Source organism: Bradyrhizobium stylosanthis (genome assembly GCF_001641335.1).
Classification (GTDB): Bacteria; Pseudomonadota; Alphaproteobacteria; order Rhizobiales; family Xanthobacteraceae; genus Bradyrhizobium; species Bradyrhizobium stylosanthis.
Genome location: NZ_LVEM01000004.1, coordinates 536,305 through 556,920, shown reverse-complemented (window position 1 = coordinate 556,920; position 20,616 = coordinate 536,305). Strand labels below are relative to the sequence as shown.

Here is a 20,616-nt window from a genome sequence, read left to right as displayed (position 1 = left end):
TCAGGAACTGATCAGTAGCTGCCGGCCTGGCCGGTCTGGCTGCCGCCGAGCGCGAGGCGCGAATTGTACGGCGAGTCGCCATGCTTGGGCTCGAGCACGACCACGATCGTGCCGACCTTGACGCGATCATAGAGATCGATCGCGTCCTCGTTGGTCAGGCGGATGCAGCCCGACGAGATCGAGGCGCCGATATATTCCGGCTGGTTGGTGCCGTGGATGCGGAACAGCGTGTCTTTCCCACCCGAATAGAGGTAAATCGCGCGAGAGCCCATCGGATTGTCCGGGCCGGGTGCGACGTAGGTCGGCACGCCAAGGCGCGAAATTTCGCCGGGGGTGGGGTGCCATGCCGGCCACTCGGTCTTGCTGCCGACCTTGGCGATACCCGACCAGGCCATGGCTTCTTCGCCAACGGTGATGCCGTAACGGATCGCCTTGCCGCCATCCTGCACGTAATAGAGGTAATGGTTGTCGGAATCGACCACGATCGAGCCCGGGGACTCCTTGCGGTGGTAGTCGACGATGGCGCGGCGGAACGGCTCGGCGACCGGAGTGTTCTCGTACCGAACCTTGGCAAGGAGTTCCTTGTCCTTCGGCTTGAATGCCTTGGTGTCCGTCGCCTCGAAATGCGTGGCCTGCATGCAGCCCGACAGCATCAGGCCAGCGGCCAAAATTCCCAACTTAACTTTCAGCGACGACATGGTTTGGTTCCAATCAAACAAATACCGTGCGGAAGGCCCGAGCCTAGCGCCCAAGTTCCTCGACTCCGTTAATCCCATTATCGTTGAAATCTGCCACAATTCCAGCACTGAAGGCCTTATCCCGCGCTGCGAGACCCAAGCTGTGGCTTTTCTGCCGCAAGTTTTGCGTTGCTGTGGGGGTTTTAGGGCAGGGATGGCCGGGACTGTCGATTCCGTGCCACAGTTGGGCCATCGCGGCGCCACAAATGCAAACTCTCCGTTAATGCAGTTGTCATCGTGATCCTGTCAGAATCGCGCTAAGGGCTGTCATTCTGACGCAGGTCCTCTGGAGTCGTTCATGTTTTCGGTGTTTGTTCCCTCCGAGGGCTCCCTCAAGAAGGCGGTCATCGACGATCTTGCGGCGCTGCCGGAGAACGCGGTCTGGATCGACCTCGTCAATCCCTCGGCCGTCGAGGACAAGGCCGTGGAGCGGCTGGCGGGCATCGCCATCCCGACCCGGGAAGACATGCAGGAGATCGAGATCTCCAGCCGCCTCTATATCGAGAACGGCGCGCGCTACATGACCGCGACGCTGATGTGCCACTCCGATACCGATATGCCCAGGACCACGGCGGTGACCTTCATCCTCGGCGACCACCGCCTGGTGACGGTCCGCTACGACCTGCCGAAGCCCTTCGCGCTGGTGGAAGCCAAGCTGGCCCGTTCCTGCACGCCCTCCATCACCGGCGAGATGGTGCTGATGGAACTGCTGGACGCCGTGATCGACCGCTGCGCCGACATCCTGGAGCGCTGCGGCGCCGAGATCGACCAGGTCAGCCACGACATCTTCGAGCCCGAGAGCGAGCGCCACGGCCACGCCAAGCAATACTCCCAGATCCTGATCTCGATCGGCCGCAAGGGTGACCTGACCTCGAAGGTTCGCGAGAGCCTGGTCTCGATCGGCCGCGTCGTCACCTTCCTCTCCGCCGTGGTGGAGGGCGTGAAGTGGTCGAAGGACATGCGCGAGCAGCTCAAGACCATGCAGCGCGACGTGGCGTCGCTGACCGACCACGCTTCCTATCTCTCCAACAAGATCACTTTCGTCCTCGATGCCATGCTCGGCGTCGTCAATCTCGAGCAGAACAACATCATCAAGCTGTTTTCGGTCATGGCCGTTGTCCTGATGCCGCCGACGCTGATCGCCTCGATCTACGGCATGAACTTCAAGGCGATGCCCGAGCTCGAATGGGCGCACGGCTATCCGATGGCGCTCGTGATGATGCTGGCCGCCGCCATCGTTCCGTACTGGATCTTCAAGTGGAAGAAGTGGCTGTAATCCTGGCCGCTCTCGGAAAATAGTGACCGAGACCTTACGCCGGTCGCAGAGACAGGGCGCATCGTGTCGCAGAATAGAGCGGGATTGCGGCGTCGCGGTGATGTGTGCGCGCCGCCCCAATTCCTCCGGTAAAATTTGAGCGGTGGGCTGAACGTTTGCGCGAAACTTGTCTGCGATAAGCAGTGCGTAGCCGCGAGGAACAGCCATGGTTGAAAAACACATAACGTCGCCCCGCAACGTCATCGATCTGGCGAACTATCGTCAGGTCCTGGCGAGCGGCAAGGCGTCGTCGATGTCGGCGCGCATGTGCCGGCACTGTGGTGCTCCGCTGCTCGATGGCGAGAATGACGACGACTGCTCGACTGCATTCAATGCCGCAGCTCCAAATGCTGCGACGTCGAGGCTGCGCGATCGGTCGCGTCGGATTCGAGTCGATTGAGGAACGGAAGGAAGGGCGGGCGATCCAGGTCTTGCGGCGGCGTTGTCTGGATCGCCTTGCTTCCCTTGTTCGGCAATTTCAAGAGCGATTCACGATCTGCGCCGTCGAGACGATCGTCTCGGCGATGCCACCGTCGCGGCTGAAGGGCGCCAGATGCTGCCCGACATCGCGCAGCAGCGCATCGACATTTTCGCCCAGCACTTCCGGCGATGACGACGAATAGGTGAGCGTACGCTTCGCCAGATCATGCAGGCCGACCAGGTGGCTGGTCTCGACCGTGACGAGCTCGGTGGGCTGAAACGAGCTGCCGCGAAAGAAGGCGGGAAGATCGCGGTGTGTCCGCGTGCCCCGGCCGGCCTCCTCCCACAGCTTCGCCGGCGACCATCGGCGCCGGATCTCGTTGTAGCCGTCGAGCCAGGCGTTGCTGCCGTCGGTGGCCGAGAACGAGGCGCAGATCGCAATTGCTCCGTCCTGCGCGACCAGCTGGTCGAGCCGTGCAAGCGTCGGCTCGCGGTCCATCCAGTGCAGGGCGCGCCCGATCGTCACGATGTCGAAGCTGCCGATATCGGCAGCGAGCGTCTCGGCCTTGCCTTCGATCAGCGTGACATGTCGACCCGCGCGCGAAGCGGCAAGCCGCGCGGAGTCGAGCATCGCAGGCTCCGGATCTACGCCGACGACACGGCCGACATAAGGGCCGAAGCCCAGCGCCAGCAGCCCGGGTCCGGTACCGAGATCAATCAGGCTGCTCTGTTTGGTGAGACCGAGCCGATGCGCCACGCTGCGGAAAAATTCCGCCGGGTAGGGCGGCCGCAAATGCTCGTAGAGTGATGCCGTGCTCGCGAAACGGCCCATGCTTTCGTCGTTCTGGCCTAGACGTGCTGGCCGCCGTTGATGTGGATCTCGGCGCCGTTGACGTAGGAACTGGTGTCCGTGCACAGCACGTAGATGATCTTGGCGACCTCGTCGGGCGTGCCGAGGCGGTGCATCGGGATCTGCTGGTCGACGATCTTCTCGGTGCCCGGCGACAGGATCGAGGTGTCGATCTCGCCCGGCGCGATCGCGTTCACGCGCACGCCGACGCGTCCGAAGTCGGAGGCCATCTCGCGCGTCAGCGCGGCGAGCGCGGCCTTCGAGGTCGCATATGCGGCGCCCGCGAAGGGATGCACGCGCGAGCCCGCGATCGAGGTGACGTTGACGACCGAACCCTTGGCCGCCTTCAGTTCCTCGATCAGTCCGCGCGCAATCATGATCGGCGCGAAGAAGTTGACGTGGAAGACATGCGTCCAGGTCTCCAGGTCAGTGTCGACCGAGCCGAGCCGGGAGCCGCCGGGGCCCTTCGGCGAGATCGCGGCGTTGTTGACCAGCGCATGCAGCACGCCGCCTTCGAGCCGGTTGCGGATCTCGGAGATCGCGCGCGCGGTGTCCTCGGGATCGCCGAGGTCGACCTGGATGTGGTCCTCGGGGCCTGCGTCCCACGGGCAGTCCTCGGGGAAGGCATGCCGCGAGCAGGTGATGACGCGCCAGCCCGCGGAGGAGAAGCGGATCACGGTGGCGTGGCCAATGCCGCGGCTCGCGCCGGTCAGAAGCAGCGTACGACGCGGCAGGTTGGACGAATGCGGCATGGACATCTTTCAGGTCGATCCGAAGCGCGAGACCAGGTTCGAGACAGGGCTCAAGGATACATCCGCGTCTTGGACCACTTCTGGCCGGCGGCGTCACGACGAAATTCGATGCGGTCGTGCAGGCGGAATGGGCGGTCGTGCCAGAACTCGATGCGGGTGGGCGCGATGCGCCAGCCGCTCCAGCCCGGCGGCCGCGGCACCTCGCCGATGACGTGTTTGGCCGCGACCTTTGCGATCGCCTGCTCGAAGGCGAAGCGGCTCTCCAGCTCCTGCGACTGCTTGCTTGCCCAGGCACCGATCTGCGCCTGCTTCGGCCGCGTCGCGAAATAGGCGTCGGCCTCGGCATCGGTCACCGGCGTCACGTTGCCGCGGATGCGGACCTGACGGCGCAGCGACTTCCAGTGAAAAAGTAACGCTGCCTTAGGATTTGCGGCGAGTTCGCGGCCCTTCTGGCTCGCGATGTGGCTGTAGAAGACAAAACCCTCGGTATCGAAGCCCTTCATCAGCACCATGCGCACGTCGGGAAGCCCATCGGGGTCGACGGTTGCGAGCGCCATGGCGTTCGGATCGTTCGGTTCGCTCTTGATCGCTTCGTTCAACCAGGCCTCGAACAGCGCAAAAGGCTCGTCGGCGGCGGTGAAATCACCGGATGTTAAGGGTGTCTGGTGTTTCATCGAGGTCGTGTCGGTCATGTCCGGAGTCCGAGTTGCGTCCCGCGGCCCAAAACGCGTTGTTGTCCGCTACCGCCCTATATAGGGCATGGGGACGCGTTGGCCTATCGGCGATCCGGCCGTCCAGCCTTGTCACGACGATCATTTTGATCGGGCTCGGCGCCGGCGGCTGCAGCTTTTCCCGTGGTGACAAGAGCGCCTACGCCAAGGCCGAGGACAGCGACCTCACCGGCTCGATCGCGCGGCCGGCGAAGGACGCCGCGCCGACGGAGACCGATCTCGCCTTCGCCCGCAACGCCGCCACCGACGTGCTGAGCAAGGGCGACAAGGATTCCAGCCAGCACTGGGAGAATCCGGAGACCGGCGCCCGCGGCTCGGTGACGCCGATCGCGCAATCCTATGCCGCCGAGGACGGCCGCAAGTGCCGCGATTTCCTGGCGAGCTACGTCAACGGCAGCACCGAGAGCTGGCTCCAGGGCGCCGGATGCCAAAGCAGCCGTGGCCGTTGGGAGATTCATACGCTAAAGCCGTGGCGGAGCTAGGATTCGGCTAGCCTGACTAGTTGCAAAAATGCCACTCCCACCCCACATGGATCGCAGATGGGGGCGGGGAGCCCTTTGAACAATTCGAATTCCTGAAGGAGACGTGACGGATGCGCGACCCCTATGAGGTCTTGGGGGTGCCGCGGAGCGCCAACGCTGCCGCGATCAAGAGCGCCTATCGCAAGCTTGCCAAGAAGCACCATCCCGACAGCAACAAGGACGACCCGAAGGCTGCCGAGCGCTTCTCCGAGATCAACTCGGCGAACGAGATCATCGGCGACGAGGACAAGCGCAAGCAGTTCGACCGCGGCGAGATCGACGCCGACGGCAAGCCGCGCTTCCAGGGCTTTCCGGGCGGCGGCGGGCCTCGCGGCCGCGCGGGTCCCGGCGGATTCGAGAACTACACGTTCCGGAGCGGTGGCACGGGCGGGCCCGGCCAGGGCGGAGGCGCGTTCGAGGACATCCTCAACAGCATGTTCGGCGGCGGGGTGCGCGGTGCGCGGCCCGGGGCCGGCGGCGGTGCCCAGTTTGAATTCGACACCGGCGGGATCGGGCTCGATCTCGACGTCAATGTCGCCATGTCGGTCTCGCTGGAAGAGTCGGTCAACGGCGGCGAGAAGCGGGTCCGGCTGCCGAACGGCAAGGAGCTCAACGTCAAGATTCCGGCCGGCGTCACCGAGGGCCAGCAGATCCGGCTGCGGGGGCAGGGCGAGAGCGCCCAGGGCCATCCGCCCGGCGATCTCCTGATCACCATCAGCATTGCGCCGCATCCGCACTTCAAGGTCGAGGGCGCGGACTTGCGGATCGATCTGCCGGTCACGCTCTACGAGGCCGTGCTCGGCGCCAAGGTCCGCGTGCCCACCCTCGGCAATGCCGTGGAACTCTCGGTCCCCAAAAACACCTCCAGCGGCCGGACCTTCCGTCTCAAAGGTAAGGGCTTGCCGAAATCCGGCGGAACCGGGGATCTCTTCGTCACTATCAGGATTATGCTACCGGACGGGAACGACGCCGAGCTTGAAGCATTGATGGAGAAGTGGCGGGACCAGCACCCCTACAATCCACGTAGCGGGCTTGGTTAGGGCGGCGAGAACTGAAGGGGTTTTTCCTAAAGGCCTAGGGCATCTTCGAGGAGATGATGCTCATCATACACGCGAGGCGTGGTAGCGCTTCGACTCGACGTGTCGGCTGTCCGGCGGGGCAGCCGATAAAAAGGTGCGGCCTCGAGAGGGGGACCAGCGCGGTACCAAAAACCCCAATCGAGGCCGCCCGCGTCGATCGGCGGATCGAACGCACCTCATAATCGCGTGAACACCCGGTGCGATAATGAGACGCACGCATGTCTTGATTCCAAATTTTCAATGACGGAATCAGGGCACGGCGTTTGCGCGGTTGTTTAGCCGCCGCTTTTCTCTGCTTGGTCGTACACGGCCTGTGCGACTTTGGTCAGCCGCTCGCGGTCGCTGCCGCCGCCGCTGACGACGTAGCCGACGCCGCGCTCGGCCCAGAACAACGCACCGTCCTTGTCCGTCCTGGCGTAACGCATTTGCGTCGCACCATTCTCGGTCTTGGCGGAGTAGATCGTGTATCGCTCGCCCGAGGCGCCCTCATACATCAGGAACGACGCCGGCCCGCTCGGTCCCGGCAGCAGCCGGCCGCCGACCAGCTTCAGCCCGCTCGCCTCCAAATTCGGCGCGAACACGGTCCAGCCGCAGCGCCTGGTCAGCCAGGCCTGCAAATGGTCGCGCTCGTTGCCGCCGACCTCGACGGGATGGCGAACCTCGACGACGTAGAGGCGGTGGGCGTCGAGCGCATCCGCCGTGAAGCTCTGGAAGGCCGAGGGCGCGTTGGCGGCGCCATGCGCCACCCAGCCGGCGGTGCCGCCGGCGACGAAGGCCACGAGCACGGCCGCGGCGGCGCCATAGAGCCATTGCCGGGGGCGGCGCTCCAGCCGTTCGAGCTCGAGCCGCGCCGGCACCGGCTCCTGGACAACCGAATCGTAGCGGGCGTGCAGCATCTCCGCCATGGTCCGCCAGGACTGCACCCGCTCGGCGTCCTCGGGGTGGGCGGCAAGCCAGGCTTCGACGTCGGCGCGTCGCTCGGCCGGCAATTCGCCGTCGACATAGGCGTGCAGTTCGTCTTCGGTCACGGGAATATTGTGGTCGTTCATATCGGTCGTCTCTGGCTCTGCGGCCCAAAAGATCTTTCGTGGTTCAACGTCGCCTCGCTCGCCGTCGGGCGCGCGGGTGGACTTGCGCGATGCATCAACCCTGCCATCATTTCACCCGTCTGAGCGCCGGGCGCTCACCCTCCAGTGACGCTTTAACGTGTGCGCGGGCGCGCGCCAGTCGGGACATTACGGTGCCGATCGGCACGCCCTGGATGTCGGCGACCTCGCGGTAGCTCATGCCTTCCAGCATCACCAGCAGCAGTACCGAGCGTTGCTCCTCGACCAGCGTCGCCAGCGCCTTCTCGATGTCGCGCCCCTCGGCTTCGGTCCCGCTGGCGTCGGGATTGTTCTCCGTCAATTGCGTGAATTGCGGGCGCCGCGCCAGCGAGCGCCGCCGGTTCTTGTTGAGGTTGGTCAGGATCGTGTACAGCCAGCTCCTGACGTCGCCTCCGAGAAACAATCGCTCCGAACGCAGCGCACGCACCAGGGTGTCCTGCACCAGATCGTCGGCCGCATCCGCATCGCGCGTCAGCGCGCGGGCGTAGCGGCGCAACGCCGGGATCATGGCTTCCACACTCTGGCGAAACGCACTCATTGCCGTCTTGACGTCCCTCGCGTTCGGCGCATGCGCCTCTACGATCATAACACCCGAATGGAACGGCTATTCCGGCGCTCGAAACAGCGTTAACGCCGCGTATTAGGGCTGTACCGCAGGGGAGGGCTGGTGTACCTCCAGACCTCAACGAGAGCTCGACGGGACGTTCAAAAATGGCGCAGAATTCAGGTCTGATGCAAGGCAAGCGCGGGGTGATCCTCGGCCTCGCCAACAACCGTTCGATCGCCTGGGGCATTGCCAAGGCATGCCACGCCGCCGGCGCCGAGCTCGCCTTCACCTATCAGGGCGATGCGCTGAAGAAGCGCGTCGAGCCGCTCGCCGCCGAGATCGGCGGCCTCGTGCTCGGCCATTGCGACGTCACCGATGCCGCCACCATCGACGCCGCCTTCGCGGTGCTGAAGGAGAAGTGGGGCAAGATCGACTTCCTGGTGCATGCGATCGCCTATGGCGAGCAGCTCGACGGCCGCTACGTCGACACCACGCCGGAGAACTTCTCCAAGTCGATGCTGATCTCCTGCTATTCGTTCACGGCGGTGGCGCAGCGCGCCGAGAAGCTGATGACCGACGGCGGCTCGCTGATCACGCTCTCTTACTACGGCGCCGAGAAGTGGATGCCGCATTACAACGTGATGGGCGTCGCCAAGGCCGCGCTGGAAGCCAGCGTGCGCTATCTCGCCGCCGACCTCGGCGAGAAGAACATCCGCGTCAACGCCATCTCGGCAGGTCCGATCAAGACGCTCGCCGCCTCCGGCATCGGCGACTTCCGCTATATCCTGAAGTGGAACGAGAACAATGCGCCGATGCGGCGCAACGTCTCGATCGAGGACGTCGGCGGCAGCGCGCTGTATTTCCTTTCCGATCTCTCGCGCGGCGTCACCGGCGAGGTGCACCACGTCGATTCCGGCTACCACGTGCTCGGCATGAAGCGGCCGGACGCGCCGGACATCTCGTTCGGCAGCAAGGACTGACATCTCACCCGGAATGCCCGTGCCTACGATCTATTACCTTCGCCACGGCGAGACCGAGTGGAATGCGCTCGGCAGGCTTCAGGGCACCCAGGACATTCCGCTGAACGCGCGCGGGCGCGGCCAGGCCGCGCAGGCAGGCCTCGTGCTGGCTGATCTGTTCAGGCGCGACGGCCGCGACAAGGCGGCGCTGCCCTATGTGTCGAGCCCGCTCGGCCGTGCGCGCCAGACCATGGAGCTCGCCCGCGGCAAGCTCGAACTGCCGCCTGCCGACTACGCGCTCGACGACCGCCTGCGCGAGATCGGCTACGGCAAATGGGAAGGGCTGACGCTGGCCGAGAGCGAGGCCGCCGATCCCGACGTCTATGCGCGGCGCCTCGCCGATAAGTGGACGGTGGGTCCAGCGGGCGGGGAGACCTACGCCGACGTGCAGGTCCGCGTGCGCGCCTGGTACGACCAGCTCGAGGTCGATACCGTCGCGGTGGCCCATGGCGGCACCTGCCGGGCCCTGATGGTGTCCCTGGGGCTTGAGACCCCCGCCAGCGCCGCCGAGCTCTATATCGAGCAGGGCGCCGTCTACGTGTTCCGCGACGGGCGGCTGGAGAAGTTCAGTTAACGGCGGCGCGCCGCACTCCGCCGTCATGCCCGGGCCTGTCCCGGGCATCCACGTACTTTCGTGCTTGCGGCTCCCAAGAACGTGGGTGGCCGGGACATAGGCGAGCGGAAGCGACGCCGTCCTTCGGACGGCTATGCCCGGCCATGACGACCGTGGTGGGCATTTGACCCCCCAACCAGATCGCGTTACGTCACGTTGTCATTCAACATAAGCGTTGTCATTCAGCGCTAGACGGCAGTTCGGCATGTCCTTCAACACCTTCGGCCATATGTTCCGCGTCACCACCTTCGGCGAGAGCCACGGGGTGGCGATCGGCTGCGTGGTCGACGGCTGCCCGCCGATGATCCCGCTCACCGAGGCCGACATCCAGCAGGACCTCGACCGGCGCCGTCCCGGCCAGTCGCGCTTCACCACCCAGCGCCAGGAGCCGGACCAGGTGAAGATCCTGTCCGGCGTGATGGCGCATCCCGAAACCGGCGTGCAGGTGACGACGGGCACCCCGATCGGGCTGCTGATCGAGAACACCGACCAGCGCTCGAAGGACTATTCGGAGATCAAGGACAAGTTTCGCCCCGGTCACGCCGACTTCACCTATGAGGCGAAGTACGGTCTGCGCGACTATCGCGGCGGCGGCCGCTCCTCGGCGCGCGAGACCGCGATGCGGGTTGCCGCCGGTGCCATCGCGCGAAAGGTGTTGCCCGACGTCAAGGTGCGCGGCGCGCTGGTGCAGATCGGACCGCACAAGATCGACCGCGAGAAATGGGACTGGGACGAGATCGCGAAGAATCCGTTCTTCTGTCCGGACAGGGACAAGGCCGCGTTCTTCGAGACCTATCTCGACGGCATCCGCAAGAGCGGTTCCTCGATCGGTGCAGTGCTCGAGATCGTTGCCGAGGGCGTGCCGGCCGGCCTTGGTGCGCCGATCTACGCCAAGCTCGATTCCGATCTGGCGGGCGCGATGATGACCATCAACGCGGTGAAGGGCGTCGAGATCGGCGCCGGTTTTGGCGCGGCCGAGCTCACCGGCGAAGAGAACGCCGACGAGATGCGCACCGGCAATGACGGCACGCGTTTCCTGTCCAACCATGCCGGCGGCGTTCTGGGCGGCATCTCCACGGGCCAGCCGATCGTGGTGCGCTTTGCGGTGAAGCCGACCTCCTCGATCCTGCAGCCGCGCCTCACCGTCGACCGCAAGGGCGCCGACACCGAGATCTTCACCAAGGGCCGCCACGATCCCTGCGTCGGCATCCGCGCCGTCCCCGTCGGCGAGGCCATGATGGCCTGCGTGCTGGCCGACCATTTCCTGCGCGACCGCGGGCAGGTCGGGCGCTAGCAGCCAGTAGGACCTCGTGCCGCGGTACTAGCCCACCGCGCAGCTTGACGTCCGCACAACTTCGTCCGCAAATGCGCGCATGGAAAGCTCCGAGCTCCAGCGCATCACCAACTGGCTGATCGACGGCGCGAGGTCGTCGGGAACCCCGACCGAGATGATCGCCGACGTCTGCGAGCGTCTGGTCGAAGCCGGTTTGCCGCTGGCGCGCTTCGGCATCTTCATCCGCACGCTGCATCCAGAAATCTTCGGCCGCAACTTCATCTGGCGGAAGGGCCAGGAGGTCGAGATCGGCACGGTCGATTTCGAGATCCTCGAGACGCCCGAATTCGCCAGGAGCCCCTTACGGATCGTGTTCGAGCAGGGGATTGAGGTCAGAGGCCGCATGGATGATCCCGCCAGCAGGCGGTTTCCATTCCTCGACGACATGCGTGCCGAAGGCGTGACCGATTACATCGCCGTGCCGATGCCCTTTCTCGATGGTTCAGTGCATGCGACGAGCTGGGTCACGCGCGATCCCGGCGGCTTCAGCGACGACGACATCGCGGCGATCCGCTCCATCGTAACGCCGCTGGCCCGCGTTGCCGAGATCATCAGCCTGCGCCGCACCGCCGAGATGCTGCTCGACACCTATGTCGGCAACCGTGCCGGCGCGCGCATCCTCGGCGGCCAGATCCGCCGCGGCCACAACGACACCATGCAGGCCGCGATCTGGCTCTCGGACCTTCGCGGCTTCACCGCGCTGTCGGACCGGCTGCCGGCCGAGACCGTGGTCGAGATCCTCAACCAGTATTTCGACTGCCAGGTCACCGCGATCCGCGGCCATGGCGGCGAGGTGCTGAAATTCATGGGCGACGGCCTGCTCGCGGTGTTCCCGATCGACGAATATGTCGGCGATGCCGCCCATGTCTGCGGACGCGTGCTGGAGGCCGCGCGCGAATCCCGCGCCAGCGTCGAGACGCTCGCCTTTCCGGTCGGCGAGATCATCGAGCGCTTCCGCTTCGGCGTTGCGCTGCACGTCGGCAACATCCTCTACGGCAATATCGGCGGCGGCAACCGGCTCGACTTCACCTGCATCGGCCCCGCCGTCAATCTCGCCGCGCGGCTGGAGAAGATCGCAGGCCGGCTGGGCCGCACCGTCGTGGTCTCGGAAGTCTTCGCCAACGCCTGCCGTCACGACTGGCGCGAGCTCGGCGAATTTCCGATCGCTGGATTTTCCAAGGCGCAGCGCGTGTACGGGCTCGGCGAGGAGACGCCGCTGGTGATGGCCTGAGGGCGTTCAGTCCGTTCGTTCCAGATTGTCGCGCACGCGCCGCTTCAGTGCATCGATGTCGATCTGATGCACGCTGCCGCTGCCGGCGAGGTCCAGCGCGTGCGCAGCGGCGGCGCCCATCGCCATGCAAGGGCCCATCACCCGAACGCTGGAGAGCGCGGCCTTGTCGGCATCGATGCAGCGGCCGGCGGCGACGATGTTATCGGCCTCCTGCGGCGTCAGGCTGCCGAACGGCACATAATGGACGTGGTCCTTGTCGAAGACATGCCAGTGATGGCCGGAGCCGTGGTCGTGCAGTTCGATCGGCCACGCGGTGCGGCCGATCGCGTCTTCGAATTTGGTGCCGGCGCGGACATCGTCGACCGACAATTGCTGGCGGCCGACGATCCAGCGCGTTTGGCGGATCCCCGGAAAGCCATAGGCGCGGATGCGTGCGTTGCCGAAGCAGGCGGGGAATTCGTTCCTGAGAAAGGCGAAGGCGCGGTCGGCCTGGTCCTTGCCCTCGATGCCCTTGCGGCTCGCCTCCAGCGGCTCCAGCGGCGTCTCGACATGGGTCATGTTCATGGCGGCAACGCCGCGGCCGGGAATGACGAAGGACAGGCCCTCGCGCCGCAACAGGCCGTAGTCGCCCGCTTTCTCTCGCATACGCGCCGGCAGCTCCTCGCGGCTCGGCACCTTGCTCTCGTCGATATTCTCCACGATCAGCATTTGCGTGCCGTAGATCGGGCCGTCGTCCGGCTCGCGGCAGGCAAAGCCCGCCTGCCACACCAGCGCGGCGTCTCCGGAGGCGTCGACGAAGCCGTTCGCCTCGACCTCGACGTCGCCGTAGCGGGTCGACAGATCGATCCCGGTCACGCGCCGGCCGGCGACGCGGACGTTGCGCATGACGGCGCCGACGATCACGGTGACGCCTGCCGCGAGCATCGCCTTCTCGACCCAGCGTCCGAGCGCGACCTCGTCGTAATAGACCACGGTGGTGTGCGGTCCACGGCGGTAGAACAGCGCGTTTTCCTGCGCACCGAGGTCGCCGAGGAGATCGTCGGCGATGCCGTGGGTGAACTGGTAACCGTCGCTGCCGTTCGAGAACAGGCCGCAGAAGGTGCCGATGATGGAGTTGACCGCCTGGCCGCCGAGCGCGGGCAGGCTGTCGACCAGCACCACCTTGCGTCCGGCGCGTGCGCCCTCGATCGCCGCCGACATGCCGGCCGCGCCCGAGCCGACCACGCAGATGTCGGCGACAACGCGCGACGGCTTCTGGTTCGCGGCACGCCGGACGATCTTGGTGCCTGCCGTGACTTCGCTCGCGTTCATGGATCGCTCCGTGTTCTTGTTGTTGTCGTCATCGGTCATTTCGGCGTCGTTGGCCGGTCCGGGACGAAGGATTTGTCGATGATCTTCTCGGCGTCGACGTCGGGTTCGACCATCTTCTGGCGCTTGAACCAGGCAATCTGGCGAGCGATGTCGGCGCTGTCGAGCGCGGGATCGACAACCGAGAGCCCGATGCGAAGTTGCTCGACCTTCTGCTCCGTGTATTTGGAGATGATCGCGAGCATCGCGTCACCTTCCTCGCTGCGGACGAATTTACCGTCTGCATCGCGCTTCAACAGCACGCGCGCGTAATCGTCGGCGCCGCGGCGATAGGCGGACAGCACCTTCTCGACCAGCTTGCGGTTCTTCTCGATCGTCGCGGTCGAAGCCACGACGCAGCCGAGCATCCAGGGCGTCTCGTCGCCGACGAAGCCGAGAACGATTGCGTCACCGGAGGCGACCACCGGGCTGATCGTGGTCGTGGCGGTGAGTGCCGCATCGAGCTGGCCGCCCTTGATGGCAGCGGCGACATTCGGCAGGGATTGCAGCGGAACGACCCGGACAGAGGTCAAGTCGAATTTCAGCCTGTCGGCGATCAGGCCGAGCGAATAATGGAAAGTCGAGCCGATCTGCGTGATGCCGACGGAATGGCCGGGCAAATCCTTGAGCGTCTTCAGGCCGGATTCATATGCGCGCTTGGAGGCAACGTAGGCCGTGTTCTGGAAGCCTTGTGCCTCGCGCGCCGTGCCGGCAATCACCTTCAGTCCGCCCTTGCCGGCGAGGTTGTAGAATGCGGCCGTGAAGCCGGTGAAACCGATGTCGATATCGCCGGAAACGCTGGCCACCGCGATCGGCACGGCGGCGTCGAAGAATTTCAGATCGGCTTCGATTCCCTCCTGCTCGAAATAGCCGCGCTCCTTGGCGAGGAACAACGGGGCGGCGGAGGAGAGCTTCAACAGCCCGATGCGGACCCGTTCGGCCGCTTGCGCCATGCTGCCAGCGAGGAAAGTGATCGCCGCCAGCGTCAGAACCAGACGGCCTGCCGTCACGAAGCTTCTTCCTGATACGCCCACTTCCGTCGTTTCCCCGCTTGCTTATTGTCCGGCGCACGCCGCTTTTGCCACATTGTCGGCGATATCAGGCAGGAATGCAAAGTCGGAAAAGCGCGGATGACGTCAAGAGCGGCGCGACATTCTTGCGATCACCGCGCCGCACGCGAGAGCATGGCTTAATAAGCGACTTTCATCGCCAGCGTCGCGATCACGATGGCGCCGCCGACACGCCCAAGCCAAGTGCGCCCGCGTCGCGGCCGCGCTCTAGCGCCTCACTCCTCCGGCTCGGTCGTGAACAGCAGCGGATAGCCCTTGGCGCGGCCGGCATCGGTGGCGCGCGTCGCCTTGGTCTCGGCGACGTCCCTGGTGAACACGGCAACCACGCAGGCGCCCAGCTTGTGCGCGGTGATCATCACCTTGTAGGCCTGATCCTCGGTCATGCGGAATTCGGCCTTCAGCACCATGGTGACGAATTCGCGCGGGGTGAAGTCGTCGTTGATCAGGATGACCTTGTGCAGCCGCGGCCGCTCGACCTTGGTCTTCGTCCTGGTTTTCGGCTTGGTGACGGTATCGTTCATTCCGCCTCCTGGATACGGCGGGCTCTGGTTTCCCGCCGGGGCGATCAGCCCGCGGCCTTCTCACCATATTGCAGGACCTGCACCTTCTCCAAGGTGATCAGCCCGCTCGACATCATGCCGTCAAGGATGGGCAGGAATGCATTGATGTTGTCCTCGCTGTCGACGATCTCGATCAGCAGCGGCAAATCCTCGGACAGCCGCAGGATCTTCGAGGTGTGCAGCCGGCTCGACTTGCCGAAGCCCATGGGGCCGCGCAGCACGGTCGCGCCGGCGAGGTGCAGCTCGCGCGCCCTCATCACGATTGCTTCATAGAGCGGCTTGCCCTGGAAATGGTCGCTCTCGCCGATGAAGATGCGGAGCGAAACAGCCTGATTGGGAATTTGCATGGTCAGCTCCTTTTCAAGCGGTTGTAGCGGCTCGCCAGCATATGCCCGGCCCATACCGACACCAGCCAGCAGACGACAGAGGCCGCGACATAGGCGAGCGCAGTGTATTTCATGCCGCCGTGGAACAGGCGGAAGGTTTCCAGGCTGAAGGTGGAGAAGGTGGTGTAGCCGCCGCAGAACCCGGTCATGACGAATTGCCGGTGCTCGGGCCGCGCCAGCAGGCGGCCATCGGGGCCGGTCAGCGTCGCGTAGAAGCCGATGATCAGCGAGCCGGTGGCGTTGATGAACAGCGTCGCGGTGGGAAACCCGGGTCCGGTATCGAGCGCGAGCCCGACCAGATAGCGCGTCAGCCCGCCGACGATGCTGCCCGCGGCAACCCAGGCATAGAGAACCGCGCTGCGCCGGCGCTCGGCGGAGGAGGGGACGTTCATATGCGATTACCCTCCAATCCTGTCGACAAGCAGGAAGCCGCAGGTCACGGCCGTGAGGCACAGGCCGACCGAGAACACGATATTGCCGAGCGCATGCAGGGGCTCGCCGTTGCGGGCGAGCGTCAGCGTCTGCAGGCTGAAGGAAGACACCGTGGTGTAGCAGCCGAGGAACCCGGTCACCGCGAAAAGCCAGGGATTGGGCGCGGCGAACAGCGAGCCCGGGTGGGTCGCCAGCGCGCCGAAAATGCCGATCAGGAAGGCGCCGGTGACGTTGATCGTCATGGTGCCCCACGGAAACGTCTCGCCCAGCCGCCGCGCGATGGCGCCGGAGACGAAATAGCGCGCGCAGCCGCCGAGCACGCTGCCAACCACGATTGCGATCACTCCGCTCAACACGATGAAGAATCCCCCGCTCTCATTTGCCCTCCGCTGCCAGCCCGTTGCCGATCGCGAGCAGTCCCACCAGCGACACCAGCGCGAAGCCGAGCCCGGCCAGGAACGTGCCTGCCGGACCATAGGCGTCCCACAGCGCGCCGGCGATCACGCTCGCGGCCAGCAGCGCCAGGCCGGTGAACAGGTTGAAATAGCCGAACGCGGTGCCGCGCAGGCTCGGCGGCGCGGCATCGGCGACAAGTGCCGAGAGCAGGCCCTGCGTCAGCCCCATATGCAGTCCCCACAGCACGACGCCGAGCGCGAGGCCGCCGAGGCTCGGCAGCAGCGCGAGCGCAAGATCGGCGCCGGCGAGAAAGACGAGGCCGAGCGCGAGCAGGCCGGTGCGGTTGATGCGGTCCGACAGCACGCCGGCCGGATAGGCCGAGAGCGCGTAGGCGACGTTCATCAGCACCAGCACCGCCGGCACCCACATCGCATTGAGGCCGATGTTCTGTGCGCGCAGGATCAGGAAGGCCTCGCTGAAACGGGCGAGCGTGAACACGACGCCGACCGCGACGACGCGCCAGTACACCGGTCCGAGCTGCCGCATCGCGGCGGTGTTAAGCGGATTCTTCGCAGGCGGCCGGCTCGGGTCCGGTGCCGGCTCGTGCACGGCAAAGGCGATCAGGCCGAACGAGAGGAAGGCCGGCAGCACGGCGAACCAGAACACCAGCGTAAAATTGTCCGCCGTCCACCACATCAGGCCGACCGCGACCAGCGGGCCGAGGAAGGCGCCGACGGTGTCGAGCGACTGGCGCAAGCCAAAGCTCGCGCCGCGCAAACCCACCGGGGCGATGTCGGCGATCAGCGCATCGCGCGGCGCGCCGCGGATGCCCTTGCCGACGCGGTCGATGAAGCGCGCCGCCACCAGCCAGGCGACGCTCGGCGCGAGCGGGAACAGCGGCTTGGTCAGCGCCGCAAGACCATAGCCGAGCGCGGCGAGCATCTTGCGGCGGCCGAGCCAGTCCGACAGCGCACCGGAGAAGATCTTGGTGATCGAGGCGGTGGCCTCCGCAATGCCCTCGATGAAGCCGACCGTGAGCGTGGACGCGCCGAGCACGGTGACGAGATAGACCGGCAGCAGCGCGTGGATCATCTCGGAGGAGATGTCCATCAGCATCGAGACGAAGCCGAGCACCCAGATCCCCCTGGGCAGCCGGCTGCGCGCAGCATCCGATGTCGTCGTCACGCCTTCTCCTTCCTTCAGGCAACAAAAAACCCGCCATCGGCGGGTTTATCCATGCTCCCGCCAAAGGCGGAGGCTCGTGATTGCCCCACCTCAAGCAGGAGTCATCAGCCCACTACGGTCAAGCCGCCGGGCGGTTGTCGGGGGACTCCATCCCCATCTGTACGGCCAGCCTAGCATGGAAATTGCGCCGGACAAGTGGGCGGGGGGAGCGTGCTCACCAACGCCGTCATGCCGGGGCTCGCGAAGCGAGAACTCTGGCGCGCCTCGAACGCCTGAGAATCTCGAGCTTCCGGGTTCGGCTCGTCGAGCCACCTCGGAATGACCGTGCCTGTGAGCGCGCATGTTCCCGGTGACGCAAGCGCGGCAACAAGGCGGCAGCTTTGCGCGAGGTACGTAAATTCCTAACTCGAATGTGAAGCACAAGCGATCTTCGCGCTTTGCGGCAAGACGATTGCATGTCACCATCGCGTCATACGACGGGAGACTGCGATGCGCTTGCTGTTCTCGATCGGGGCTGTGCTGGTGGCCGGCGTGCTTGCCGGGGGGGACGTCGCGGGCATCGCGGCACCAGGGCCGAAGTTTGAACCGCCCGGAAATCAGCCGCAGCGGCTGGCGGCCGACAGGGATGCGCAGACAGTCGATGTCGAGCTGATCCTGGCCGTCGACGTATCCTACTCCATGGACATGGACGAGCTCGCGATCCAGCGCGAAGGCTATGCGCAGGCGATCCAGTCGAAGGAGTTCCTGCAGGCGCTGAAGCTCGGGCCGAACGGCCGGATCGCGGTGACCTATTTCGAGTGGGCCGCCTCGACCGACCAGAAGATCATCATCCCCTGGCGGCTGATCGACGGACCGGAGACTGCGGACGCGGTCGCGGCCGAGATCATGAAGACGCCGATCCGCCGCGCCTCGCGCACCTCGATCTCCGGTGCGATCACGTTCGCGATGCCGCTGTTCGATGAGGATCCCTATCGGGGCCTGCGCCGCGTCATCGACATCTCGGGCGACGGCCCCAACAACAATGGCAGCCCGGTCACGGTGGCGCGCGATGCCGCGCTCGAGAAGGGCATCGTCATCAACGGCCTGCCGATCATGGTCAAGGAGCCCTCCTACTCGACCATGGATATCGATAATCTCGATTACTATTACGAGGACTGCGTCATCGGCGGTCCCGGCTCCTTCGTCATCTCGATCAAGGACCGCGAGAAGTTCAAGGAAGCGATCCGCACCAAGCTGCTGATGGAAGTCGCCGGCCGCATGCCCGAGCGCCCCGTGGTGCGCGTTGCCGACAAGGACAAGGAGCCGCGCGTCAACTGCATGATCGGCGAGAAGATCTGGTCGGACCGCTGGGGACGCTAGCAGCGCGCGCCCCGGTGAGACCTTTTGCCCGTCACGTCCGGTGGTTGAATTTAACCGCTCGTTAACCGGCCTGCGGGCCTAATCGGATTGTTTCTGCTCGTTTCCGCGAGCCGAAGGCGGGCGTGTCAGCCCGTGTCCGAGCAACCCAATGGCCATCGTCACCTCGAGCACCAGCCAGATCTCGCCCGCCAACGAGCGGGTGTTCCACCAGAGCCGGCTGGTCGGTGAGTGGAAGGGCAATTGGGTCGGCAACAATCAGGATGTCAGCTTCAAGGTCGTGAACATCCGGGGGGCCCGGGCGCAGGTCGAGTACACCCATAACGGCCACACCGAGCGCGGCTTCGGCGAGGTCCAAGGCTCGCTGATCACGTTCGGCGGGGTCACGGTCGGCACCAAGGACGGCAAGAACATGGTGCTGCTGTTCTCGGTGGGCGGTGCCGGCAAGCAGACCGCGAACCTCGAGAAGCAGGACCCGCCGGCGTCCGACAGCCGCCTGATGGGAAGCTGGGGTGGCTATTCCAGCGACAACGGCAAGAGCGCGAGCTTCAAGGTGCTCTCCGTCGACGGCAAGGAGGCGCAGGTCAGCGTCACCACCGACGGCGTCACCCGGCAGGGCACCGGATACGTCTACAAGAACGTCATCATGTTCGGCCAGGCGCAGATCTCGACCGACGACGGACAGAACGGCAAGATCATCTACCAGGTCGGCACCAAGTCCTTCCTGGTGCCCGTGACGAAATATCCGCCGGCGGATTCATCCTCTTCGGTCGACAAGACCGCCTGAGGGCGTCGCGCGACCGGCGCTCCTCACCAGTTCGGCGCCCGCTTCTCCACGAACGCCCGCAAGCCTTCCTGAGCCTCGTCCGACGTCGCGACGTTGCAGAAATCGTCCACGGCGCTGGCAATGCTGCGCCGGTAGTCGAGATCGATCTGCCGCATGAAGGCGGCGCGGCCCATCCGCAGCACCGCGGCCGATTTGGCGGCGAACTGCAACGCGAGCCTCTCGGTCTCCGCCTCGAGCTCGGCATCGGCGACGACACGGTTCACCACGCCAAGCTCGCGCGCCTCCGCAGCGCTGAACACGCGGCCGGTGAACAGCAGCTCGAAAGCGCGGTGACGCCCAACGATGCGCGGCAGATGTGCATAGTGGATGGCGGGAATGACCCCGACGTCGATCTCGGGATAGCCGAACGTCGCGCTCTCGGAGGCCAGCACCACGTCGCACGACACCGCCATGGTCATGCCGCCGCCGCGCGCCGCGCCACCGACCGCGGCGATCGACGGCTTTCCGAGCCCGTACTGGGCGTCATAAAGATCGATATAGAGCGCCTGGAGGAATTCGCGGATCTGGGCGCCGGACTTGCCGAGCAGGATGTCGAGATCGAGCCCCGCCGAGAAGCGCTTTGCAATCGCGCTCGCCAGCACGACGACACGTGCATCGGTGTCGTCGGCAGCCCGCCGGAGCGCGGCCACCACCGCGCGGATGACCTCGAGGCTCAGCGCGTTGACGGGCGGACGGGACAGCGTGATGCGGGCGATGTTGCCGACGCGTTCGTAGGTGACGGGATTGTCGGATGTCACTGGGGTCTCCGTATTCAAGATGAACAATGGCTGCGCCCACATCGTC

General features: G+C 65.4%; 24 protein-coding genes and 1 riboswitch. Of the genes, 10 read left to right on the top strand and 14 right to left on the bottom strand.

Annotation, left to right across the window (positions count from 1 at the left end; all coding sequences use genetic code 11):
* Positions 1–11 precede the first annotated feature (11 nt).
* Positions 12–698 carry a L,D-transpeptidase gene (locus tag A7X65_RS29045; protein WP_063691696.1) on the bottom strand — a complete coding sequence of 229 codons (687 nt, stop codon included), beginning with the start codon at positions 696–698 and terminating at the stop codon, positions 12–14.
* Positions 699–1,035: 337 nt separating this feature from the next.
* Between A7X65_RS29045 and A7X65_RS29040 the strand changes: the two genes are divergently transcribed.
* Both A7X65_RS29040 and A7X65_RS40965 read left to right on the top strand, forming a co-directional pair.
* Positions 1,036–2,013, top strand: coding sequence for a magnesium transporter CorA family protein (locus A7X65_RS29040; RefSeq protein ID WP_063691694.1), 978 nt, complete (start codon positions 1,036–1,038; stop codon positions 2,011–2,013).
* A 205-nt stretch (positions 2,014–2,218) separates the two neighbouring features.
* A complete protein-coding gene (locus tag A7X65_RS40965) occupies positions 2,219–2,452 on the top strand; it encodes a hypothetical protein (protein ID WP_082885098.1) in 234 nt (77 codons plus the stop codon).
* Between the two features lie 78 nt (positions 2,453–2,530).
* Here the strand turns inward: A7X65_RS40965 and A7X65_RS29035 are convergent, their stop codons facing one another.
* The 3 genes from A7X65_RS29035 to pdxH are packed head-to-tail and all read right to left on the bottom strand — an operon-like array spanning position 2,531 to position 4,766.
* Complete coding sequence (locus A7X65_RS29035) at positions 2,531–3,304, bottom strand: class I SAM-dependent methyltransferase (RefSeq protein ID WP_063691691.1); 774 nt, start codon at positions 3,302–3,304, stop codon at positions 2,531–2,533.
* A gap of 17 nt (positions 3,305–3,321) precedes the next feature.
* Positions 3,322–4,074 (bottom strand): SDR family NAD(P)-dependent oxidoreductase, encoded by a 753-nt coding sequence (locus A7X65_RS29030; protein WP_063691688.1) that lies wholly within the window; start codon positions 4,072–4,074, stop codon positions 3,322–3,324.
* 50 nt (positions 4,075–4,124) lie between these two features.
* Complete coding sequence (pdxH, locus tag A7X65_RS29025) at positions 4,125–4,766, bottom strand: pyridoxamine 5'-phosphate oxidase (RefSeq protein ID WP_063691685.1); 642 nt, start codon at positions 4,764–4,766, stop codon at positions 4,125–4,127.
* 125 nt (positions 4,767–4,891) lie between these two features.
* Here pdxH and A7X65_RS29020 point away from each other — a divergent pair, with 125 nt between their 5' ends.
* Both A7X65_RS29020 and A7X65_RS29015 read left to right on the top strand, forming a co-directional pair.
* On the top strand, positions 4,892–5,287 hold the full coding sequence (locus A7X65_RS29020) for an RT0821/Lpp0805 family surface protein (RefSeq protein ID WP_347336396.1): 396 nt from the start codon (positions 4,892–4,894) through the stop codon (positions 5,285–5,287).
* A gap of 110 nt (positions 5,288–5,397) precedes the next feature.
* Positions 5,398–6,366, top strand: a complete 969-nt coding sequence (locus A7X65_RS29015) for a DnaJ C-terminal domain-containing protein (RefSeq protein ID WP_063691681.1) — start codon at positions 5,398–5,400, stop codon at positions 6,364–6,366.
* Positions 6,367–6,680: 314 nt separating this feature from the next.
* Here the strand turns inward: A7X65_RS29015 and A7X65_RS29010 are convergent, their stop codons facing one another.
* Positions 6,681–7,454 carry an anti-sigma factor family protein gene (locus tag A7X65_RS29010; protein WP_063691678.1) on the bottom strand — a complete coding sequence of 258 codons (774 nt, stop codon included), beginning with the start codon at positions 7,452–7,454 and terminating at the stop codon, positions 6,681–6,683.
* Between the two features lie 106 nt (positions 7,455–7,560).
* Positions 7,561–8,049: a sigma-70 family RNA polymerase sigma factor gene (locus A7X65_RS29005; RefSeq protein WP_063692584.1), complete on the bottom strand. Its 489-nt coding sequence runs from the start codon at positions 8,047–8,049 to the stop codon at positions 7,561–7,563.
* A 173-nt stretch (positions 8,050–8,222) separates the two neighbouring features.
* On the opposite strand from A7X65_RS29005, the gene fabI reads away from it, so the two are divergent.
* The 4 genes from fabI to A7X65_RS28985 all read left to right on the top strand — a co-directional run bounded on the left by fabI (position 8,223) and on the right by A7X65_RS28985 (position 12,254).
* Positions 8,223–9,038 carry an enoyl-ACP reductase FabI gene (gene fabI, locus A7X65_RS29000; protein WP_063691675.1) on the top strand — a complete coding sequence of 272 codons (816 nt, stop codon included), beginning with the start codon at positions 8,223–8,225 and terminating at the stop codon, positions 9,036–9,038.
* 13 nt (positions 9,039–9,051) lie between these two features.
* Positions 9,052–9,651 (top strand): histidine phosphatase family protein, encoded by a 600-nt coding sequence (locus A7X65_RS28995; RefSeq protein WP_063691672.1) that lies wholly within the window; start codon positions 9,052–9,054, stop codon positions 9,649–9,651.
* 244 nt (positions 9,652–9,895) lie between these two features.
* The gene (gene aroC / locus A7X65_RS28990; RefSeq protein ID WP_063691669.1) at positions 9,896–10,984 is read left to right on the top strand and encodes a chorismate synthase; all 1,089 of its coding nucleotides are present in this window, start codon (positions 9,896–9,898) and stop codon (positions 10,982–10,984) included.
* Positions 10,985–11,063: 79 nt separating this feature from the next.
* On the top strand, positions 11,064–12,254 hold the full coding sequence (locus A7X65_RS28985) for an adenylate/guanylate cyclase domain-containing protein (protein WP_063691666.1): 1,191 nt from the start codon (positions 11,064–11,066) through the stop codon (positions 12,252–12,254).
* A gap of 6 nt (positions 12,255–12,260) precedes the next feature.
* On the opposite strand, the gene A7X65_RS28980 is transcribed toward A7X65_RS28985, so the two are convergent.
* The 7 genes from A7X65_RS28980 to A7X65_RS28950 all read right to left on the bottom strand — a co-directional run bounded on the left by A7X65_RS28980 (position 12,261) and on the right by A7X65_RS28950 (position 17,561).
* Positions 12,261–13,604 carry an FAD-dependent oxidoreductase gene (locus tag A7X65_RS28980; RefSeq protein WP_063691664.1) on the bottom strand — a complete coding sequence of 448 codons (1,344 nt, stop codon included), beginning with the start codon at positions 13,602–13,604 and terminating at the stop codon, positions 12,261–12,263.
* Complete coding sequence (locus tag A7X65_RS28975) at positions 13,601–14,611, bottom strand: ABC transporter substrate-binding protein (RefSeq protein ID WP_082885097.1); 1,011 nt, start codon at positions 14,609–14,611, stop codon at positions 13,601–13,603. Before A7X65_RS28975 ends, A7X65_RS28980 begins: the two co-directional genes overlap by 4 nt.
* Before the next feature lie 275 nt (positions 14,612–14,886).
* A complete protein-coding gene (gene clpS / locus A7X65_RS28970; protein WP_063691661.1) occupies positions 14,887–15,192 on the bottom strand; it encodes an ATP-dependent Clp protease adapter ClpS in 306 nt (101 codons plus the stop codon).
* 44 nt (positions 15,193–15,236) lie between these two features.
* Positions 15,237–15,578, bottom strand: coding sequence for a DUF190 domain-containing protein (locus tag A7X65_RS28965; protein WP_063691659.1), 342 nt, complete (start codon positions 15,576–15,578; stop codon positions 15,237–15,239).
* Positions 15,579–15,580: 2 nt separating this feature from the next.
* Positions 15,581–16,009, bottom strand: a complete 429-nt coding sequence (crcB, locus tag A7X65_RS28960; RefSeq protein WP_063691656.1) for a fluoride efflux transporter CrcB — start codon at positions 16,007–16,009, stop codon at positions 15,581–15,583.
* A 6-nt stretch (positions 16,010–16,015) separates the two neighbouring features.
* Positions 16,016–16,405: a fluoride efflux transporter CrcB gene (gene crcB / locus A7X65_RS28955; protein WP_063691652.1), complete on the bottom strand. Its 390-nt coding sequence runs from the start codon at positions 16,403–16,405 to the stop codon at positions 16,016–16,018.
* A gap of 19 nt (positions 16,406–16,424) precedes the next feature.
* Positions 16,425–17,561 carry an MFS transporter gene (locus A7X65_RS28950; RefSeq protein ID WP_347336397.1) on the bottom strand — a complete coding sequence of 379 codons (1,137 nt, stop codon included), beginning with the start codon at positions 17,559–17,561 and terminating at the stop codon, positions 16,425–16,427.
* A 157-nt stretch (positions 17,562–17,718) separates the two neighbouring features.
* Positions 17,719–17,794: riboswitch (Fluoride riboswitch) on the bottom strand.
* A gap of 325 nt (positions 17,795–18,119) precedes the next feature.
* Here A7X65_RS28950 and A7X65_RS28945 point away from each other — a divergent pair.
* Complete coding sequence (locus A7X65_RS28945; protein ID WP_063691646.1) at positions 18,120–18,989, top strand: DUF1194 domain-containing protein; 870 nt, start codon at positions 18,120–18,122, stop codon at positions 18,987–18,989.
* Positions 18,990–19,137: 148 nt separating this feature from the next.
* Positions 19,138–19,773, top strand: a complete 636-nt coding sequence (locus A7X65_RS28940) for a hypothetical protein (protein ID WP_063691644.1) — start codon at positions 19,138–19,140, stop codon at positions 19,771–19,773.
* A 23-nt stretch (positions 19,774–19,796) separates the two neighbouring features.
* Here A7X65_RS28940 and A7X65_RS28935 read toward each other — a convergent pair whose 3' ends face one another.
* Complete coding sequence (locus tag A7X65_RS28935) at positions 19,797–20,570, bottom strand: enoyl-CoA hydratase/isomerase family protein (protein WP_063692580.1); 774 nt, start codon at positions 20,568–20,570, stop codon at positions 19,797–19,799.
* Positions 20,571–20,616 lie beyond the last annotated feature (46 nt).

Bases quoted from the DNA above. Each gene is read 5' to 3' on its own strand.
- A7X65_RS29015 (WP_063691681.1), top strand. From the start codon at position 5,398: ATGCGCGACCCCTATGAGGTCTTGGGGGTGCCGCGGAGCGCCAACGCT.
- crcB (WP_063691656.1), bottom strand. From the start codon at position 16,009: ATGAACGTCCCCTCCTCCGCCGAGCGCCGGCGCAGCGCGGTTCTCTAT.
- A7X65_RS28950 (WP_347336397.1), bottom strand. From the start codon at position 17,561: ATGCTGATGGACATCTCCTCCGAGATGATCCACGCGCTGCTGCCGGTC.
- A7X65_RS40965 (WP_082885098.1), top strand. From the start codon at position 2,219: ATGGTTGAAAAACACATAACGTCGCCCCGCAACGTCATCGATCTGGCG.
- A7X65_RS29005 (WP_063692584.1), bottom strand. From the start codon at position 8,049: ATGAGTGCGTTTCGCCAGAGTGTGGAAGCCATGATCCCGGCGTTGCGC.
- A7X65_RS29010 (WP_063691678.1), bottom strand. From the start codon at position 7,454: ATGAACGACCACAATATTCCCGTGACCGAAGACGAACTGCACGCCTAT.
- A7X65_RS29040 (WP_063691694.1), top strand. From the start codon at position 1,036: ATGTTTTCGGTGTTTGTTCCCTCCGAGGGCTCCCTCAAGAAGGCGGTC.
- clpS (WP_063691661.1), bottom strand. From the start codon at position 15,192: ATGAACGATACCGTCACCAAGCCGAAAACCAGGACGAAGACCAAGGTC.
- A7X65_RS28995 (WP_063691672.1), top strand. From the start codon at position 9,052: ATGCCCGTGCCTACGATCTATTACCTTCGCCACGGCGAGACCGAGTGG.
- A7X65_RS29045 (WP_063691696.1), bottom strand. From the start codon at position 698: ATGTCGTCGCTGAAAGTTAAGTTGGGAATTTTGGCCGCTGGCCTGATG.
- A7X65_RS28965 (WP_063691659.1), bottom strand. From the start codon at position 15,578: ATGCAAATTCCCAATCAGGCTGTTTCGCTCCGCATCTTCATCGGCGAG.
- A7X65_RS28940 (WP_063691644.1), top strand. From the start codon at position 19,138: ATGGCCATCGTCACCTCGAGCACCAGCCAGATCTCGCCCGCCAACGAG.
- A7X65_RS28985 (WP_063691666.1), top strand. From the start codon at position 11,064: ATGGAAAGCTCCGAGCTCCAGCGCATCACCAACTGGCTGATCGACGGC.
- A7X65_RS29035 (WP_063691691.1), bottom strand. From the start codon at position 3,304: ATGGGCCGTTTCGCGAGCACGGCATCACTCTACGAGCATTTGCGGCCG.
- A7X65_RS29030 (WP_063691688.1), bottom strand. From the start codon at position 4,074: ATGCCGCATTCGTCCAACCTGCCGCGTCGTACGCTGCTTCTGACCGGC.
- fabI (WP_063691675.1), top strand. From the start codon at position 8,223: ATGGCGCAGAATTCAGGTCTGATGCAAGGCAAGCGCGGGGTGATCCTC.
- pdxH (WP_063691685.1), bottom strand. From the start codon at position 4,766: ATGACCGACACGACCTCGATGAAACACCAGACACCCTTAACATCCGGT.
- aroC (WP_063691669.1), top strand. From the start codon at position 9,896: ATGTCCTTCAACACCTTCGGCCATATGTTCCGCGTCACCACCTTCGGC.
- A7X65_RS28980 (WP_063691664.1), bottom strand. From the start codon at position 13,604: ATGACCGATGACGACAACAACAAGAACACGGAGCGATCCATGAACGCG.
- A7X65_RS28945 (WP_063691646.1), top strand. From the start codon at position 18,120: ATGCGCTTGCTGTTCTCGATCGGGGCTGTGCTGGTGGCCGGCGTGCTT.